This window comes from Pseudomonas putida, assembly GCF_025905425.1.
In the GTDB taxonomy this organism is placed as follows: domain Bacteria; phylum Pseudomonadota; class Gammaproteobacteria; order Pseudomonadales; family Pseudomonadaceae; genus Aquipseudomonas; species Aquipseudomonas putida_AF.
In genome coordinates this window covers 1,324,221-1,341,494 of record NZ_CP109603.1, presented here as the reverse complement: position 1 = coordinate 1,341,494, position 17,274 = coordinate 1,324,221, and the positions used below count along the sequence as shown (strand labels likewise).

The 17,274-nt window shown below is 55.0% G+C and carries 14 protein-coding genes and 2 pseudogenes; 6 read left to right on the top strand and 10 right to left on the bottom strand.

All coding sequences use genetic code 11. The features are described from left to right. Nucleotides 1-7 precede the first annotated feature (7 nt). The 3 genes from OGV19_RS06030 to OGV19_RS06020 are packed head-to-tail and all read right to left on the bottom strand — an operon-like array spanning nt 8 to nt 1,669. The gene (locus OGV19_RS06030; protein ID WP_264312541.1) at nt 8-454 is read right to left on the bottom strand and encodes a DUF3291 domain-containing protein; all 447 of its coding nucleotides are present in this window, start codon (nt 452-454) and stop codon (nt 8-10) included. After that, nucleotides 454-909 (bottom strand): VOC family protein, encoded by a 456-nt coding sequence (locus tag OGV19_RS06025; protein ID WP_264312540.1) that lies wholly within the window; start codon nt 907-909, stop codon nt 454-456. The genes OGV19_RS06030 and OGV19_RS06025 overlap by 1 nt, the downstream gene beginning before the upstream one ends. 13 nt (nt 910-922) lie before the next feature. Then, entirely contained in the window at nt 923-1,669 is a 747-nt protein-coding gene (locus OGV19_RS06020; RefSeq protein WP_264312539.1) for a HalD/BesD family halogenase, read from the bottom strand. A 330-nt stretch (nt 1,670-1,999) separates the two neighbouring features. Here OGV19_RS06020 and OGV19_RS06015 point away from each other — a divergent pair. Further along, a pseudogene (locus OGV19_RS06015) lies at nt 2,000-2,592 on the top strand (IS3 family transposase); the annotation flags it as partial. A 47-nt stretch (nt 2,593-2,639) separates the two neighbouring features. On the opposite strand, the pseudogene OGV19_RS06010 reads toward OGV19_RS06015, so the two are convergent. The 7 genes and pseudogenes from OGV19_RS06010 to OGV19_RS05980 form a co-directional block, all read right to left on the bottom strand. Beyond that, nucleotides 2,640-3,342, bottom strand: a pseudogene (locus tag OGV19_RS06010) (IS5 family transposase). 636 nt (nt 3,343-3,978) lie between these two features. Beyond that, complete coding sequence (locus tag OGV19_RS06005; protein WP_264312538.1) at nt 3,979-8,490, bottom strand: NACHT domain-containing protein; 4,512 nt, start codon at nt 8,488-8,490, stop codon at nt 3,979-3,981. A 707-nt stretch (nt 8,491-9,197) separates the two neighbouring features. Beyond that, entirely contained in the window at nt 9,198-10,271 is a 1,074-nt protein-coding gene (locus OGV19_RS06000) for a polyamine ABC transporter substrate-binding protein (protein WP_109755298.1), read from the bottom strand. A gap of 44 nt (nt 10,272-10,315) precedes the next feature. Next, nucleotides 10,316-10,657: a cupin domain-containing protein gene (locus OGV19_RS05995; protein ID WP_027912458.1), complete on the bottom strand. Its 342-nt coding sequence runs from the start codon at nt 10,655-10,657 to the stop codon at nt 10,316-10,318. Beyond that, nucleotides 10,654-12,078: an NAD(P)/FAD-dependent oxidoreductase gene (locus OGV19_RS05990; RefSeq protein ID WP_043042110.1), complete on the bottom strand. Its 1,425-nt coding sequence runs from the start codon at nt 12,076-12,078 to the stop codon at nt 10,654-10,656. The genes OGV19_RS05995 and OGV19_RS05990 overlap by 4 nt, the downstream gene beginning before the upstream one ends. A gap of 57 nt (nt 12,079-12,135) precedes the next feature. After that, on the bottom strand, nt 12,136-12,936 hold the full coding sequence (locus OGV19_RS05985) for a helix-turn-helix domain-containing protein (protein WP_043042109.1): 801 nt from the start codon (nt 12,934-12,936) through the stop codon (nt 12,136-12,138). 104 nt (nt 12,937-13,040) lie between these two features. Next, entirely contained in the window at nt 13,041-13,856 is an 816-nt protein-coding gene (locus OGV19_RS05980; protein WP_264312537.1) for a DMT family transporter, read from the bottom strand. On the opposite strand from OGV19_RS05980, the gene OGV19_RS05975 reads away from it, so the two are divergent. From OGV19_RS05975 to OGV19_RS05955, 5 genes are all read left to right on the top strand, one after another. After that, nucleotides 13,855-14,055, top strand: a complete 201-nt coding sequence (locus OGV19_RS05975; RefSeq protein WP_264312536.1) for a hypothetical protein — start codon at nt 13,855-13,857, stop codon at nt 14,053-14,055. The genes OGV19_RS05980 and OGV19_RS05975 overlap by 2 nt on opposite strands. A gap of 71 nt (nt 14,056-14,126) precedes the next feature. Continuing rightward, nucleotides 14,127-14,735, top strand: coding sequence for a TetR/AcrR family transcriptional regulator (locus OGV19_RS05970; RefSeq protein ID WP_264312535.1), 609 nt, complete (start codon nt 14,127-14,129; stop codon nt 14,733-14,735). A 181-nt stretch (nt 14,736-14,916) separates the two neighbouring features. Continuing rightward, nucleotides 14,917-16,224, top strand: coding sequence for a sulfite dehydrogenase (gene soxC / locus OGV19_RS05965; RefSeq protein WP_235384566.1), 1,308 nt, complete (start codon nt 14,917-14,919; stop codon nt 16,222-16,224). Continuing rightward, nucleotides 16,211-16,786 carry a c-type cytochrome gene (locus tag OGV19_RS05960; protein ID WP_264312534.1) on the top strand — a complete coding sequence of 192 codons (576 nt, stop codon included), beginning with the start codon at nt 16,211-16,213 and terminating at the stop codon, nt 16,784-16,786. Before soxC ends, OGV19_RS05960 begins: the two co-directional genes overlap by 14 nt. 61 nt (nt 16,787-16,847) lie before the next feature. Beyond that, a complete protein-coding gene (locus OGV19_RS05955; protein WP_041020387.1) occupies nt 16,848-17,237 on the top strand; it encodes a DUF2946 family protein in 390 nt (129 codons plus the stop codon). Nucleotides 17,238-17,274 lie beyond the last annotated feature (37 nt).

The window sequence follows — 17,274 nt, the reverse complement described above, 5'->3', positions numbered from 1 at the left end:
CTTCCTCTCAATAAATGGAAATTGGCCCATAAGAATTCTTCAGATCGAATGCTTGGTAAGAAGGACCTTTTTCGAACAACCAAGTCAATCGTTCATGTGCTTCCAAAAGACTAGGGACATGCCCCCTCTTCACCCACCACAAAACCATCCTAGGGTGCATAATTTTGTGGAACCATTCATGGCCTTTACTCAGCATTTGAGCATGTGGCGTGTGATAGAGAAACTTCTTCAGAGACGCAACATCATCCCAAACTGATAGCGTATATAGATATCCTTCGCCCCATAAGGCTTGAAGCCCTTCCTGATCCTCGTTAGTTTCTCTCCAAATAAAACCATCTGAACTCTCTGCAATGCTATTGATGCGATCAACATTCGCATAAAACCCTGCCATCTCCACTGATTCTTTTGGAAATCTCGGCTTCACCAAATCAAATTGCGCCAATACCTTACCCATCAATCCTCCCAGCTTTGGATTTCAATGATATTTTTATCAGGATCCCGAACATACACAAAAGTACATACTCCGACCCCCTCAACCGGGAGCTTTGCCAACCGCCCCAGCATCTTCCCACCATAACGAATTACATTTGCGCACACAGAATCGAGATCTGTAACTTCAAATGCTAGATGCGTGATACCACGAGTATTCGCGTGCTTTAAGGGTTGCCGAATGTGCCTGCTGTATTGGAATATTTCCAGTGTAGGTCCATCGCTCCCAAATCCTGGCAAGCGTAAATGCAAACCTTCGATCTGTGGCCTGGAAACTCCAGTGCCTTCAGCAACGGAGCACCCCGATAGCTGCCTAACTGGACCAAAAGGCACACAGTGGAATACGTCAATATAGAACTGAGATAGCCTCTTCCAGTCTGGAGTAATCAGATTTGTGTGTGAGAACTTAATGGCACTCATGCTTACTCACCTATCAATCTCGAAAAACGAACGTTTCATGTTCTACTTTACGATCCTTATCTCGTGCGCGCTCCCATGTCGTATTCAGAATAATCCTTCTTACATTTTTAGTAAGGGGCTTCACTCGATGCAATGTCGTATCAGCTTTCAGTAGATAGACATCTCCTGAGGAATGAAAATACGAGTCTATTTTATTTTCGAGCAAGAGATTTTCCACTCGTGGATTACTTTTATCCCAGCGAGTGTGAGGCACACATTCCAATAGTCCTCCGCACTCGATATCGGGCGCTTCTACCACCCAAATAATAGTGTATGGGTAGTCGCCCCAGTGCCAACCGTGAGTATCACCGGCCTTATGCTGGCTATTGATGATATAGTTATCCCATTTCCAGGGAGTTGGAATCACATCCTCCTTAACTATACCACTGATCAAACCCGCTAAATAATTAGACTTATACGCCCTCGGAATATATCTACCCTCCTGCTCTATGGTCTCCTGGGGGACATTACTCAAATATCGAGGGGTATTCCCGGTTGATTCAATAAGAAAATCTCTCCGCTTTGCGAAGTTCGAGAGGAGATACTTAACATCGCTGGTGATTTCTTGATTGATCTCACTGTCTATCAAGTGATTTATCTTAAGATACCCATCACGTTCAAAACGGTGCCGCTCCCAAAAAAAGTCACGCCCAGCAAATGGATTTTCCTTTAGCAGATCGCTTGTTTTTACATGTTCAAATTTACCTGATTGATCTGACATATTCATCGCTCCCTTTTGATTGCTGAATGCCTCAGCGACATTGAACAAATCCTACAATCGACAGAGCAAATCAATAAAGTGGCTGCGCGGCAGTTTACAAGTTCCAAAAGCACTGGAATTGACGCGCAAAACCTAAAGGGAATTTTGAGTTATATTTTCTCACCCAATTCCACTAGACACATCAAGAAAGGCGAGCTAAGGACGACTGATAAACTGCTTACGATTCCGGATCGGAGCATAGGTAATTTGAGGGATCCGCATGATCGAAAAAGGGTTCACGAATTCCTACATACCTCCATTCCTAATAATGAGGCCGAAATAGGAGGTGACATGAGCCGTCATCGCTACCCCAAAGAATTCAAGACCTTATCGGTCAAGCAAGTGACCGACAGGGGAAAACCTGCTATCGATTTTGCCCAGCACCTGGGCGTATCCGTTCACAGCCTCTACTCCAAGATAAAGCTCTACAGCAAGCCCCAAGAACAGCGGCGACAAGCGATGATCAGCAGGCTGAGCTTCGCAAGCTAGACGTTGAAATCAAGCATGTGACTGAAGGGCAATACATCTTGAAGAAGGCCACAGCGCACTTTGACAAGAAGCGCGGCTGAAGTACTCCTTCATCAAGAAGCACTCGCCGGATTACCGGGTGCGTCGCATTTGCCATAACCTCAATGTATATCCCAGCGGCTAACGCTTACTGGCCGAACCCAAGAAGGTCAACGGTTACTCGGTTTGATCAGGCATGTTTGGCTGGAAAGCGGAGGTTTGTACGACAACCCCGAAAATCACGATGACCTTCGGGAGCTCGGTGAGACCTGTGGGCAAAATCGAGTCGGGCGCTTGATGCAGGTAGAGGGGCTGCGTTCGCAAGCGGATTACCCCTGTCGACCCGGGTTATAAGGCGAAAACCAACAATCGCCTCGCATCGGCTCTGCACGAAAAGGAGATTTCGCAAACTGCATGGAACAAGTCAGGAAATCATGGCGGCACAGCTTTTCGCGAGCTTGGTGGAGCGTGTAACGATCCGGCGGTTCTCTTTCAGCCAACCAAAAAAGCGCTCGATGATTTGGCGCTGTTGGTACGTGGGCCGATCAAACAGTCTGCAGCGAGGGACGGGTTGCATTCGGTATTGGTCGCAGTAGCAGCGTAGCGCTTCGGGCGTCGTAGGCCTTGTCTTTAAAGCGTTTACGCGGACGGCCACGTTGGCTCAATGGGATGCAGACTTCGGCCAACAGTGGTTGAGCATAGCTGATGTCATTGATTTGAAGCCGAAGAGGAGGAAGCGCAACGGTGTCCCGTTGCCGTCGCAGGGCATATGGATTTTGGTTATCAGGACTCCGCGCCTGCGGCCTAAAGCGTAATCGGCAGACTCGTCAGCCCCCTTTTTCCGGCGCTAGAGGAGGCTCTGCGCGTACTGCGGTTGAGTCGATCATCCAAGTTTGCAAATCTTCATTCAATCTTAGGTGCAAGCGTTTGGACATCTGATCGAATGTCCCCTGATTTCGACAGCCCCGAAACCATTTATACGCCGTTGACCACGGGGTAAAGCGTTCCGGCAAATCTCGCCACGCAGCACCCGAGCAGAGTACCTGTAGCACGCCTTCGAGCATCAAGCAGTCGCTCAGGCGAAGCCGCCCCTGGCCACGTGTTTCGATGAAGAGAGCGGTAACCACAGTCCAGCTCCCGTCCGTGAGTTAGCAACGTTTTCACATCACAGAATTCATTTCCGTAGATGGCTGGAAACTCTAAAAAATTCAGCTTTCGAGGAGCGCCGATTGGGTTTTTCGGGATTTCGTACAGAACCTAAAGATACAGATTGCCCATGTTTTCGTTAGCTCATCCACTGGCTGTTGTTGGGGTTCTACCTGAAGTGATAGCCGCTATGAGCCGGAAATTGTCGCTAATGGTCGGCTTTGGGGCCGATAGCTGTCCTCCGAGAAGGATTGCTCTGGGTCGATTGCAGGCAGTCGCGACCGGCTGCTTTCGACCCAGAGCTGCCGTTCGCCACCGGCAAAAATCGGCCAAAAGCAGCCGATCATGAGGGCAGCTAACGGTCAGTCGATTATAGAGTCAGTTCTGAACGCCTAGTTGGCGCTGTCCGCATACTAGGTGAAGCACGGCAAAGGCCGAAGCGCCCAGTGACGAACTATGCGAAAGCCTGCCGATTTTGCATGCAAATACCCACGCGATGCCCGGCAGATCGAAAAGCTGAAGAAATGAGTGGAGGCTGAACCTCTCATGGATCACAAACTAGGTTCGCCGCCCCCCTTCCTTCGTCGATGCAGCGCCGCTAACGACACAATCCGCGCTCAGCCTTCTTCTGCACCATTACAGTTATCTTCCTTCCATGATTCCATTTTTGGCCTCCCTCGTTCGAACCAAACTACACCTTCAGACCGTCTCCATGCTGCATGAGAATTTCCTCCGCCTGGCCAAACGCCTCGCTCCGCTACAAACGTCCACACGCACGCCAAATTTTTATCTTTCAATAGCTGCTCAAATATGTCCTGCCGTATGTAGGCGTGTGAACCATCGTCAGGGTCCATGCTGCTGATGAATTGGGGCGTCCCTAGCACATCCACATAGACACGCGGATCTAAGAGCATAGGGGTAATGGAAAGCTGATTTGCCAACCAAGGGGCTGGTAAATGTGCAGAGGCTCCATCCGGAAGGGAGGCATCCAAATGGGACTCCCAATGATATTTAAGGCAGGGAAATGCCACCTCGAGCTCACCTTGGTTATGAAAGCTGGCAGGTGTCCACATCACCTGATCCCAGGTAAAGCGCCATGGGGCCTCAAGCAGATAGCCCTCGTCCGTGCAACTGCGTCCCGACCACCTCGAAACATCCAGAGAACGCTGAGTGCTCAGAAAGCGAATCAACTGTTTTTGATCTTTTTTCCTGACAACGACAGGCAGGAGGAAACGCCATTCCTGCTGACGTAGCCCGTGCTCTCGGGTCTCTCCATCGTCGTAACGATTTGTAACGGAGCGATGCTCGTAAAGGACTAGCCACTTTTCCCCAACCTTGTCGGTTCGGCCTACGAGACTAGGCATCCCGAGGCTAGGGTCAAGCTTGAAAGGCCATTCCTGAAGGCAGTCTTCGGCTGCTTCCTCGGAAACAATTGGTGAGATATCTACAGAACCAAAACCGGAGTCGGACAACCCTTGAAGAACAGTAGGGTCAATGTCTCGATGGAAACCTAGGTCGATGGATGAACGGTAATTACGCGTTCCATCGACTCGCGCTTCGGAGAGCCAGTTACTATCGGATAGTCGGCAAAGGAGTTCATCGAGCGCAAGCCACTCATATTTGGCACCAATCCGCTCAAAGATTGGCCTCTCGCGGGAATAGCTGTGACGGTGAGAGCTATCCGATGGGAAGAGTTCTTCTGTCCATCCGAAGTCATAGGCGCGCTTTGCGACCCACCGTTTGGCCGCAGACATGTCGACACCTGCCAACGTGCTCGGGTACTTTTCCGAGCGGTCGATGCACCATTTGAACTCGTCGGTAAATCTTCTTTTTTCGTCAACATCCAGTAGATCAACAAGCTTCTTCTCTAGCTGCTGAAGCTCCTCGGAGTGGTCATGCGCCTCGAAGTCCTCAAGCGCCTCAAACTCCTCAAGTTCCTCAAGTGCCTCGACTGGGCGGAGCAAGAATCGGAACGGATTAAATTGGAGAGCACTGATCGCATCGACGATTGCTTGCCTGTCTGGGTAAGGGGCAATTACCTCTGTATCGAATCGCTCGTTCATCTCGGATTGTGTGTGGGGCATTTGAGAAGTCAAAGCAACGTTCGAAAATGAGCTGACACGATGCTTGATCTCATCAGCGAACTCACTTATTCCGCCAGTGCAAGAACGCTTGATTTCGTCACCTCCAGCTTTTGTGGCGACATCATCGAGAAGAGCTTGTGAAACAGTAAATTGAACAGGCTGAGATTGATAAGGTGGCCTACAGGCACTGAGATCGACCTCGGTAGGCAGGCAACTATGATGGGCAGCCAGCTCAACAATCCCCGATGCATAGTCCCTAAGCATGATCGATAGCGGAACGCACTGCTTAGAGAAAACCATCCGGTAAGCTATCGGGGAGTAATGCTCCAACCGCATTGGAGATGGATCGATACAACATGCGCCATAACCAGCCCCGTGCAACCGCTCCATTACGTAGAGATCATCAAGGCCAGCGAACCTCTCGCACAGTTCACCGTAGAGCTCGACCTTCGAAAGCAGCAATGCGGATAGCGCCTTGGTCGCTTTGTCTCTGATTTCTCTATGCGATGACGCCGTCAGCCACGTGACCGCAAGCCCGCAAAGAAGCTGTACCTGTCGATCCGTTTTCTCGGTCTGACTGGTCAAGCACCAGTCCAGGAGGCGGCGGATCGTGCTGCCATCCGCCATATCGAAGTCGTTGATTTTCACCGTCCAGGAAGCATCACGCTCTGGCATCGTTTTAGTAATCAGAATGTCGTGGAGTAGTTCAGCGTTCCAAGGGTGATCAACGTTGGCACAGAGTTCGATCAGCACGTAGAGTTGGCTATCATCGACATCCAAGATAGCCTGGTAATATCGCCAAGTGCGCTCCGTGAAGGCGTTTGAGCTACGCCAACGCAAGCTCTCTAGGAAGGCGCCTCTGACCGAGTCGTCGTTGATCCAGATATCAATATCCCTCGGAAGCACATCCAAAAGCTCTGAGCCGAAACGCTCAGGCACTTGGATAGACAAGGCTTCAGCGAGACCAGCCCACTCCCATTTGAATCTGTCGCCGTCAAGAATGAAGCTCAAAACTCCATTCTCCAGTTCGAGCCCTAGATCCGTCACACCCTTGAGCAGCGCATCCGCCATGAGGTGGTCTTGGAGTCGCTGGAAACTGAACCTCACGATATCCTCGACCGGAGCAAATGGATCAATTTCAAGCTGGCGCGGTGGTGGGTCGAGTCGAAAAATTCCGTTCTTCTGCAGGACGTCAAACCAGGTTTTGGAAGGTGGGGAAGGAAAACTCGAAAACACTTCCGTCGAAATTCGCACAGCATCGGCCAAAAGCACGTAATCGCGCCTGTCTGTGGCCATCAACCTGGCGATGGCCGAGATTGCCGCTGTAGTAGGAGCGAGCAGATCTTCGCTGCCGTCTCTTCCGACACCTAGATTTCGCGCGACACTACGGATGTAAAATGCAAAAACCTGCTTCGTGCCATGCAGGCCTCTGGGGAATTGCTTACAACCGTCTCGGGCAAGGGCAACGCACGCGCTGCGAAGAAACAGCGGATTGACAAATTCAGCGGAAAGCCAAGGCGTATCAGGCTGGGAAATGCCTCTCTTGTGCAGGTAGACCTTCGCGGCCCTCGACTGCTCTACATTCGTCACGAAGCCACGAATGGAGAAGGCAACTGTCGTCTCCATCACTTTTGGCGGAACTACATACGGCGTGTACTCAGTACGACAGGTGACGACCAGAACGAGGTTCTCGTAAGCGTTGACTCGGGCGATCAGAGCGGGAAGTTCATTCCTCCATAGTTGCGCACCGGCACCTTCGTTGATGGCATCGATCAGAATGAGTCCGCGCTTTTGAGCGGCCTCAGCGGCAGAACTCATGGCCTGCAAGAATACCTCTGGCTCAACAGTCCCCAGCCCGAGTGTTTCTGTCGCTTGCCTCCAAAAACCCAGAGAGCCTAATTGCTGCCCCAAAATCAAAACCACCGGGTGCCCATCTGAAATGGCTTTTTGAGCAACGGTACCGAGTGTGTGCGATTTGCCTGTGCCAGCCTTCCCTGTCAGAAGGGCAAAACGGTTTTGCTCAGCGGAATAAAATTTCCCCTCCAGCTTTGAACTCAGGCCGTAGAGAGCATTTGAAAGCTCGTCCAGCTTGTGGCTCAGGTAGTTCATGTCCGAAGAGGAGTAATCCCTTCTGGATTCAGACTTTGGCATATTTTGCCAAGCCCAGCCCTTCAATTCGTGGACGCTATGAGAGGCGTCTGAAAAGGCTGCAACGCAATCGAGAATGGGCCAAGGCTCCCAAGAGTCGGAGCTAAATCTGCTGCCGAATGCTGAAGCTTTGGACGCTTCCTGCTCGACACGCTGGATACCAGCGATGAGCCCGGCGTCGGAGTCATCCTTTACGAAGTTGCTGAGCTTGGCTGCTTTGGCTACGGCGGAAAAAGCAGAGGTGAGTTCGGTGGTGACTTCCTCATCGCGAAGGAGCACTTTAAAGAGGCTCTCGATTCCAACCTCTACGTGATCTTCCGGGTGATATCGCTCATCGAGTGACTCTACGGCGAGTTCTACATTCTTGCGAAACCATTGCCCAGACATCTCCAACTCGCCAAACCAGAACTTTCGTAGGCCCTCAGCTGTAGGGTGTAACAATTTGTCGGTCAGGTCAGACGCTGTCCAGGCCACGAACTCAACCGTGGGGATACTGCTTTGGGCACAAAGCGCTTCCCAGGCAAGCTTGTGCGTATTCCAGTGCTCCCACCCTTTTTTCCCTGCGCCCTGCGCCCCGCTGCGATCAGTAAGGTCGCAGGGAATGGCAATCACATACTGTTTCAGCTCAGGGTGAGATTTCAAAGCCTGCTTTACCGACTCGTCGATTTTGCTCCAATCGACATCCCGTGATCTAAGGTAATACTTGGCCTGATAACCGACCTCAGAACCGTCCTGAAGAACCCAATAGCTCTCGATCCCTCCGTCGCCTCCCGAGCCTTCGATCCGCCGGAACTCTATGGCGCTCTCGGGGCGGTCGCGCCTGGCAAGTTGGCAGACGAGCTCCTCGAAAGACAATCTTTGCCCGTGGTCTTTTCCGACGATTTTTGAATAGTCCATTGGGTTTCCATCTGAGATCCGGATTTTTCATCGACAGGGCACTGTTCCCATTAGGGCTAGGTGCTCAGCGGCGAGTATGCGCTGAAAAGATTTGACGATAAATGGAAGATGAATAGCCTCTAGTTTCGTAGACACCACTGAACGGCGGCTTCTGGTCGATTGCCGACCTCGGCGAAGGGCTGCTATGGGTCGAGAGCAGTCATTCACCTAGAGAGAATAATCAATTCCCACAGCCCGTTGCTCAAGGAACTGCTGAACAAGTGACACCGAAGACGGATACCTATCTCACTTGCGGCGAGCGACGCTTCGCGAGAATGAAGCACCTCACATTCGAGACCGACACGGCCACTTTGCAGCCGATCACAGCGGTTCGGCGCTTCGACGCGCCAGCACCTACAGGTACAGAGCGAATACCAAAGTTGGGCACACACCAAATTTCAGGCACAAAAAAAGAGGCCCTTAGGCCTCTTTCTTGTGATCCCAGCGACGCACTGAGGATCGAATTTGGAGCGGGAAACGAGACTCGTATCTGGTGTCCGACTCGTTGAAATTTAAGGGGTTTCTTTTCTAGCCGGAGCAGGAAAAGACTTGATTCTGGACTTGTTTCTAGAGCACATCAAGCGGTCATGGTGCCGGTGTGAGGCATGCTTTCGCACCGCGGACCTGCCGCCGATGATCCGGGCTGCCCGCATCATCGACGATTGACTTTATTGTCCGTTTTTAACCCGACTCCAAACACGCGTGCGCAGCCGGTCGGTCTCCAGCGGCATCGCTTCCAGCACAAAGAGTTTCTTCATCACGCTTTCAGGCGGGTACACCATCGGGTCGTTGAGAATGGCCTTGTCGACCATGCCTTCAGCGGCAGCATTGCCGTTGGCATAGTGCACGTGGTTGCTGATGTCAGCCATGACGTTGGGGTCCAGCAGGTAATTCAGAAACGCGTAACCGGCAGCTTCATTCGGAGCATCGGCAGGCATGGCGACCATGTCGAACCACATGGGTGAGCCTTCCTTGGGGATGGCGTAGGCAATCTGTTGGCCATTGCCGGCCTCATTGGCTCTGGCGGCCGCCTGCATCACGTCGCCAGAGAACCCGACGACCAGACACACGTCTCCCGTTGCAAGATCGCTGGTGTACTTGGAGTTGTGGAAGTAATTCACATAGGGCCGCACTTTGAGTAGCAGCGCCTGGGCCTTCTCGTAGTCGGCCTTGTCCTTGCTGTGATGCCCAAGCCCCAGGTAGTTCAAGGCGATGGGAAGGATCTCGGGGCCATTGTCGAGCATGGCTACGCCGCATCGGGCGAGTTTTTTCATGTTCTCCGGCTTGAAGATGATGTCCCATGAGTCTATCGGTACATCGCCCAGGACTGCCTTGACCTTGGCGACGTTGTAGCCGATGCCGGTGCTGCCCCACAGGTACGGGAAACCGTATCGGTTGCCCGGATCGTTGGCCTCCAGAACTTTCATCAGCGTCGGGTTGAGGTTCTGCCAGTTCGGCAGTTTGCTACGGTCCAGCGGTTTCAGCGCACCGGCCTTGATCTGCCGGGCCATGAAGTGGTTGGAGGGAAACACCACGTCATACCCGGAACGGCCGGCCATTAGTTTGGCGTCGAGGACCTCGTTGCTGTCGTACACGTCATACTGAGTCGGGTGCCCGGTATGGCTGGTAAAGTTTTGCAGGGTATCTGGGGCAATGTAACTGCTCCAGTTGTAGATCCTGACGGTGTCTGCCGCCTGAGCGGTGGACGCGATCAACAGTAGCGGAACGATCGATTTCAACATACGAGACCTCAACCTTTGTTCTAAGCGTTATGGATGAAGGCAGTTCAGAAAATCAGCACATAGCTTTTGCGAACGGTTTCTTGTATGTCCCAGACTCCCGTGGTGTTCGCAGGCAACATCAATGCGTCGCCGGCCTGGATATAAAGAGCCTCACCGCCATCCGGGGTGAAGGTGCAGCGTCCCTGGATGAAATGGCAGAACTCCTGTTGCACGATCTGGCGCCGCCAGCGGCCGGGGGTGCATTCCCACACGCCGGCTTCGACGCCGTCATCGCGTTCAACGCTTGTCGTGGCAACCTGCGAAACCGGCTCACCCAGCGGTACGCCGACAGCGCCCGATTCCCCGAGAGACAAGTGCGGGGTGTCGCGAAAATGATCGATCTTCATGGGAACGGCTCCTTGGACTTCATCAATCGTTCCATGCAACCCGCCAGACCCTCGGCCATCCGGCGACGCCAGCGCGGTACATGGAGGTTGGCCAATATCCGATCCTCGTGAACAAAGCTCTGGATAATGGCGTTGTAACCCAGCCAGCGCAGAGGCTCTGGCTCCCAGCGTGGCAACGAGGCCAGCGGACGGTCGGCCCACACCCAAGGCTGGCGTGTCAGTTCGTTGTCCTGACCAAGAATCAGCGCGGCCACGGTGCGACCACCCAGGTTGCTGGCGCCTACGCCTTCGCCGCCATAGCCGCCGGCGAGTGCGATCTTCTGGCGCCGGTCAACCAGCATGTGCGGGTGAAAGCGCCGGGCGACACCCAGGTTGCCGCCCCAGGCATGAGTCAGGCGAACATCGCGCAACATCGGAAATAGCTCGCTGAACAGGTACTGGCGCAACTCACGTTCGGCCTGACTGAGGTTGAAGTCACTGCGCAGGCGACCTCCAAAGCGATAGCCACCTCGGGCACCAAATACCAAGCGGTCATCGCGGCTGCGCTGACCGTAGGTGACTTGTCGGCTGTTTTCGCTGAAAGCCTGGCCACGATTGAGTCCGATTTGGGCCCATACGTCGGCCGAGAGCGGCTCAGTCGCAACGATCAGGCTCTGCGCGGCCAGTTGATATTTGTTCAGCGGGGGCAAGGCACTGGCATACCCCTCGACGGCCGGCACCACCCAATCGGCGCTCACTCGACCGTGCTCGGTTCGAACTTGGCCTGCCGTCCAGTCGAGCACAGCGCTTTGCTCGAAAATGCGCACCCCCATGCGTTCCACGACTTTGGCTAACCCCCGTACCAACCGGGCAGGTTGAAGGGTCGCGCAGTGAGATGAATACAGGGCGCCGTACGCCTGGGCCACATTCAATTGTTCGCGCAAAGCCTGAGGGCTCAGCCAGCGATAATCGTCTTCACCAAGGCCTTGCGCACGGGCGGCAGCGAGTTGTTCGCGCAGGCGCCGTTCTTGCTCGGGATACCGCGCCGCGCAGTACAGCACGCCACCTTTACGCAGTTCGCAATCGATGCTTTCGACATGGCACACCCGCGCCACTTCATCGGGAATTCCGTGCAGCAGTTGATATCCTGCATGACGTTGGGCGGCGGGCAAGGGCCCCAGGAGTCGGTCTTCGCCGAGCAGATTCCCCATCAACCAGCCGCCATTGCGGCCGGAGGCGCCGAAACCGGCAATCTGTGCTTCAACTATGACGATGTCCAGGTGCGGTGCTTGCTGCTTGAGGTAATAGGCCGTCCAAAGGCCGCTGTAGCCGGCACCGATGATCACCACATCGGCTCGCAGATCCTGATGCAACGCCGGACGCGGCGTCAGCGCCTCGTCGACTTGCTCCATCCACAAACTCACACCACCCCAACCAGCCATTACCTGCTCCATCGTTTGATTGCCGACAGAGCTTAATGCGCAGCGAAGGGGCCTGTGTTATCTGCGGGTACGCGCGCAATTGGCCTTCAACCAGGCTTTTGGTGTGCAGCCGGTATGGCAGCGGAAAGCCTTGTAGAACGCAGAGGTGGAATTGAATCCGGCAGCCACTGCGAGGGCATCGATGGGTGCGTTTTCGTCGTAACTGGCGAGGCGTTCAAGGAGGTAGGCCAAGCGAGCCTGAGTCACGTAGCGATAGAAGCTTTGCCCGAGCACTTGATTCAATAGGTAAGACAACTGATTACGGCTGTACCCGGTGGCGCTGGCGATCCGAGCAAGATCCAGGTCAGGGTCCAGGAATGGCTGTTGGCGGGTGAAGTAATCGGCCAAGTCTCGCGCCATGAAACTCAACTGGCGCGCCGAGAGCCCTAGCTTACTGATGGCGGGGGCGCGACGCCCGGCGTGCGGCTCGCCGTCGCGCACGAGTGACGCGTATTCGTTGACACGCAGGATCTGACCCTCACATACGGTGATCGCTTCGCTGGTGCGAAAAACCACCCGCTCGCCACTGCCCTTCAGAGCGGTCTGGTACTGGATGAATGCCGTGCAGCCGTCAGCGCGGATGCGGTCATTGTGCTCAAGATACTCATCGGGATGGCGCGGCAACGTGCCGGTGATGTAGGCGCGCAGCTCGGTCAGCCCCATGCTGCGGTTCTGGAAAAAATCGTTGTATTGCACTTGCGGGTGATAGAGCGCAAGTATCGCCTCCAGGTCGCGGTGCTTCCAGGCCATGTGATAGCGCAGCACCACCTCGAGGGTGAGCTTTGTCTGTTCGGCGGTATCTGACGGGACGAGGAGCATGGGTTGACGGGCCTTATGACTGGGCGGCACCAGTCTAGTCCTTGAGTGGTTGAGCGAACAAACTCAGGCACGCCCAGGCGCACATGATTGAGAGAGCGGAGCCTCTAGCTGCCTGTGGCTCTGCAATGCTTGCCACCCAGCACCAACGCAACGCCGCCCAGTACAGCAATGGATGCCAACACCATCCTTACGCTCAGGCTTTCCCCCAGAAAAACGATGCCCGCCAGCGAAGCCAGGATGGGCACGCTTAGCTGCACCGTCGCGGCTTGAAACGCTGCAAGATAACGCACCGCGACGTACCAGACCGCGTAGCCAACCCCTGACGCCAGCGCACCGGAAAGCACCGCATAAAGTATCCCCTGCGGATCCCAACGCAGCGCTGAGAGGAACGGCACGCTTGCCATCAAGACCAGGGGAATCGAGCGCAAGAAGTTGCCGGTTGTGGTTGCCAGCGGATCGGCGACAGTTTTGCCAAGCAGTGAGTAGATCCCCCATGCCACCCCCGATAACAGCATCGTGAGTGCGCTAACGGGGTCAGGTGCTGCGGCACCTGGAAGCAGCAGGCTAACCAAGCCAACAATCGCCAGCACAAACCCAACGACTGCCAACGTGTGCATCCGCTCGCCTTTGAACACGCCGTACAGAACCATGCTCAGTTGAACCGCGCCAAACAACAGCAGCGCCCCCGTCCCGGTCTCCAAATGACGGTACGCGAAGGAAAAAGCGAAGACGTAAACGAACAAGGCTGCGGCGCCCTTCCAACTGCCTTTGATCGTGCTGGAGGACCGTCTCAAGGCACATATCAGCCATAACACCAAGGCCCCGCTGGCCAGCCGGACCACGCTGAAACTCGCGGCATCGATGTTGGTGTGCTTAAGCGCCAGGCGGCACAGCAGCGAGTTCGCGGCAAAGGCGAGCATGGCGAAACAGATCATCGCGATCAATCTTGCCGAAGCTGACGAGCTGGACGCCTTCGTTACGGAGTTGCTTATTGTCATGGTCGATCCCAATGCCCAGGCAGGCTCTCAGAACGCTCGACGCCACCGCGCCCTTGAAAATACGTTAAACGCCTCTGTACCGATCGGTCAATACAACTTTCTTCCTGCGACCTTGGGATGAGCTTCTCCCGTCTGTGTCCTTCAGCGCGCACGCATGGGTATGATTGAAGCTCAACCGGTTGGAATCGACCCATGGGAAAAAAGAAAGCCGTCGTCGCTGCTGAAACAAGCACCAAGGAGCGAATACTGAAAATCGCCGCGCAGTTGTTTTCGACGCGCGGGTTTCACGCGACCGGCATGGCTGAGTTGGAAAAAGCCACTGGCCTGGCTCGCGGCGCGCTGTATTACCACATCGGAAGCAAGGAAGAACTGCTGTTCGAAATCACCAGCCGGTATCTGCGGGTGCTCATCGCAGAAGGTACGCCCCTGTGCGAGAGCGAGCAGCCTGCAGAAGATAAATTTCGCCAATTCTCGGCCATCGTGATGCGCACGATTGTCACCCACCTGGCCGAAATGACGGTGTGTTTCCGCGAAGTGTATTCCGTCATTGGCGAGCGCCAGACCGAGCTGCTCGATCTGCACCGACAGTATGAAAAGCTCTGGTCGCATATCCTCAAGGCCGGCGTGAGCGAGGGGACCTTCCGCACATCGGACTCGTTGGCCGTGAAAGCTATCCTTGGTATTCATCATTACAGCTACTTGTGGATCAAACCCGGAGGCCCGCGCTCGCCGGAATCCATCGCGACGTTTTTCTGCGACACCCTCCTGCCCGGACTGAAGGTTGAGCCACCCCTGGCTTGACTGTCATCAGCGGCGCTTCAAATGCGCCGCCGCCCTCGCCCCTCATTCACGCGCCATCACCGATGGTTGTCCTTGCGACTGGACCACGCGCGTTTTTCGTTCTAGGCCACCTACAGACCGACCGATCGGTCTATAGGCTTGCCGTTGGGTCCATCCCGACAAAGAACCAGAGGGAACAACAATGACAAAAAAATCCATGGTCCCCACCAAGCAAGACACGTCTCAGACAGCTTTGGCTCGCAGGGATTTCCTGATAAAAAGTGGGGCCGTTATTGGCACTGCCGCCTTTGCTCTGGGTGATAGCGCCCTGGTCAACGCAGAGACGACCAACATCGCCCCGCTTGATCCGAGCCAGCCCCTTGAAGTTCCGCAATGGACCCGCAGTCTTGGCGCCCCGACGGCAAGCCCTTATGGCAAACCTTCAACGTTCGAAACCAAAGCCGTCAGGAATCTGTATCCCGGCCTGAAGGACACGATGTCCGCCTACAGTACCTCGCCACTTCAGGAGCTGGACGGCATCATTACCCCGAACGGCCTGTTCTATGAGCGTCATCACGCGGGCGTCCCACAAATCGATCCGGCGCAACATCGGTTGGTGATTCACGGCCTCACCGAAAACGCCTTGATCTTTACCGTGGACGAGATACGCCAGTTCCCCGCCGTGTCACGAGTGCACTTCATGGAGTGTTCGGGCAACCCATCGTTTCTACCTCCGTGGGGCAAAACCGCCGCCGAAGTCAGTGGCCTGGTCAGCTGTGCTGAGTGGACTGGCGTTACCTTGAAGACACTGCTGGATGAAACCGGGCTCAAACCGCAAGCCAAGTGGATCATTGCCGAAGGTGCGGACGGCGCGGCAATGACGCGCAGCATTCCCATCGAGAAATGCCTGGACGATGTGATGGTGGTCTACAGCCAGAACGGCGAGCGTCTAAGGCCGGAACAGGGCTACCCGCTGCGGCTGTTTGTCCCCGGCTACGAGGGCAACACCCACATCAAATGGCTGCGCCGACTTCATGTCACCGATGCGCCCGCCTACAGCCGGGAAGAAACCGCCAAATACACCGACTTGATGGCGGACGGCAAAGCTCGGAAGTTTTCCTTCGTCATGGAGTGCAAATCGCTGGTGACCTACCCTTCCGGCACCCAGAAACTGACACGCAAGGGCCTGCATGAGATGCGTGGCATCGCCTGGAGCGGCCACGGCAAAATCACCCGTGTCGATGTCTCCGTCGACGGCGGCAATAACTGGACGCAAGCCAAATTACAGGAGCCCATTCTGACCAAGGCGCTGACCGCCTTCAGGGCACCTTTCGAATGGAACGGCCAAGAGTTGATGATCATGAGCCGCGCCATCGACGAGACCGGATATGTTCAGCCGATGCTGGAACAGCTGATCGATGAACGCGGCAAGGTCTCTTTCTACCACAACAACTCGGTGCAACCGTGGCGCGTGTCCAGCAGTGGGGAGGTGACCAATGGACGGGCTTAAAGGTGGTTCGTTATTCATAGGTTTGCTGTGCGCCTGTGCGCTGACTCATGCCTCGGCACAATCCCAATACGGTTTGGGCACCAAGGCTACCGAAGCGCAGATCGCCAGTTGGAACATCGACGTGGCGCCCGACGGCAAGGCTTTGCCTCCAGGGCGCGCAACGGTGGCGGACGGGGAAAAGGTCTACATGAACAGTTGCGTCAGCTGTCATGGGGTGAAACTGGAGGGCGGCGTCGGTCCTGCGTTGGCGGGCGGCGAAGGAACCCTGACTACTGACAAACCGCTCAAGACAGTCGGCAGCTATTGGCCCTATGCAACGACGCTTTTCGACTACATCCGCAGAGCCATGCCCTTCCAGGCGCCACAGTCATTGTCCAACGAACAAGTCTATGCGGTGACCGGCTACATCCTGCACATAAACAAGCTGCTGGACGCCAACGCGACCGTGGAAGCATCGACCTTGGTGGATGTAAAGATGCCGAATCGAGACGGTTTTTATACCGATGACAGACCGGACAGCAAGGCTGTTGCCTGTATGTCGAACTGTTTAAAAGCTCACTGACGGATCAAAAAATGTAAAATCCGCTCGCCGATAAACCGTTCCTTCTCAACGAGCTTTGCTGATGAAGCTGGCCAGCCGCGAAAAATCGATGATTGCCTGGGTGCTGTACTTCAGCATCCTGTTCGGTTCGTTGCTGTGCGCGATGGGCCATGGACAAATGGCCGGCTTGCGATTGAGCGGTTTGGACGGCGGACTGTTTTGCTCTACTGACGGCGGGGCAATATTCGAGGGCCTGCAGGATGTGCCCGCCCCTTCGCTGCCCGTCGTCGCTGATTGCGTCATTGCGAGCCTGTTCGGTGCGATCCTGCTGGCGGCGTTTTTCGGGCTGCTCGCCCTGCTTGCCGGCGAGCCAGCCAAGCCCTTGCCCGCACAACCGACCCGTTGCCTACCCAGGCAGCGATGGCCCTTGATCAATCCTCGCGCCTCCCCCGCCTTGCTTCCCGCGCTCTGACATCTTCACCACCCGCCGCTGCATCAAGAGCGGCGGG

Coding starts and splice junctions, on each gene's coding strand:
- OGV19_RS05985 (WP_043042109.1), bottom strand. CDS start 12,936: ATGCTCCTCGTCCCGTCAGATACCGCCGAACAGACAAAGCTCACCCTC.
- OGV19_RS05975 (WP_264312536.1), top strand. CDS start 13,855: ATGGCGAAACAGATCATCGCGATCAATCTTGCCGAAGCTGACGAGCTG.
- OGV19_RS05980 (WP_264312537.1), bottom strand. CDS start 13,856: ATGCTCGCCTTTGCCGCGAACTCGCTGCTGTGCCGCCTGGCGCTTAAG.
- OGV19_RS06030 (WP_264312541.1), bottom strand. CDS start 454: ATGGGTAAGGTATTGGCGCAATTTGATTTGGTGAAGCCGAGATTTCCA.
- OGV19_RS05990 (WP_043042110.1), bottom strand. CDS start 12,078: ATGGCTGGTTGGGGTGGTGTGAGTTTGTGGATGGAGCAAGTCGACGAG.
- OGV19_RS06000 (WP_109755298.1), bottom strand. CDS start 10,271: ATGTTGAAATCGATCGTTCCGCTACTGTTGATCGCGTCCACCGCTCAG.
- OGV19_RS05995 (WP_027912458.1), bottom strand. CDS start 10,657: ATGAAGATCGATCATTTTCGCGACACCCCGCACTTGTCTCTCGGGGAA.
- OGV19_RS05970 (WP_264312535.1), top strand. CDS start 14,127: ATGGGAAAAAAGAAAGCCGTCGTCGCTGCTGAAACAAGCACCAAGGAG.
- OGV19_RS05955 (WP_041020387.1), top strand. CDS start 16,848: ATGAAGCTGGCCAGCCGCGAAAAATCGATGATTGCCTGGGTGCTGTAC.
- OGV19_RS06025 (WP_264312540.1), bottom strand. CDS start 909: ATGAGTGCCATTAAGTTCTCACACACAAATCTGATTACTCCAGACTGG.
- OGV19_RS06020 (WP_264312539.1), bottom strand. CDS start 1,669: ATGTCAGATCAATCAGGTAAATTTGAACATGTAAAAACAAGCGATCTG.
- soxC (WP_235384566.1), top strand. CDS start 14,917: ATGACAAAAAAATCCATGGTCCCCACCAAGCAAGACACGTCTCAGACA.
- OGV19_RS06005 (WP_264312538.1), bottom strand. CDS start 8,490: ATGGACTATTCAAAAATCGTCGGAAAAGACCACGGGCAAAGATTGTCT.
- OGV19_RS05960 (WP_264312534.1), top strand. CDS start 16,211: ATGGACGGGCTTAAAGGTGGTTCGTTATTCATAGGTTTGCTGTGCGCC.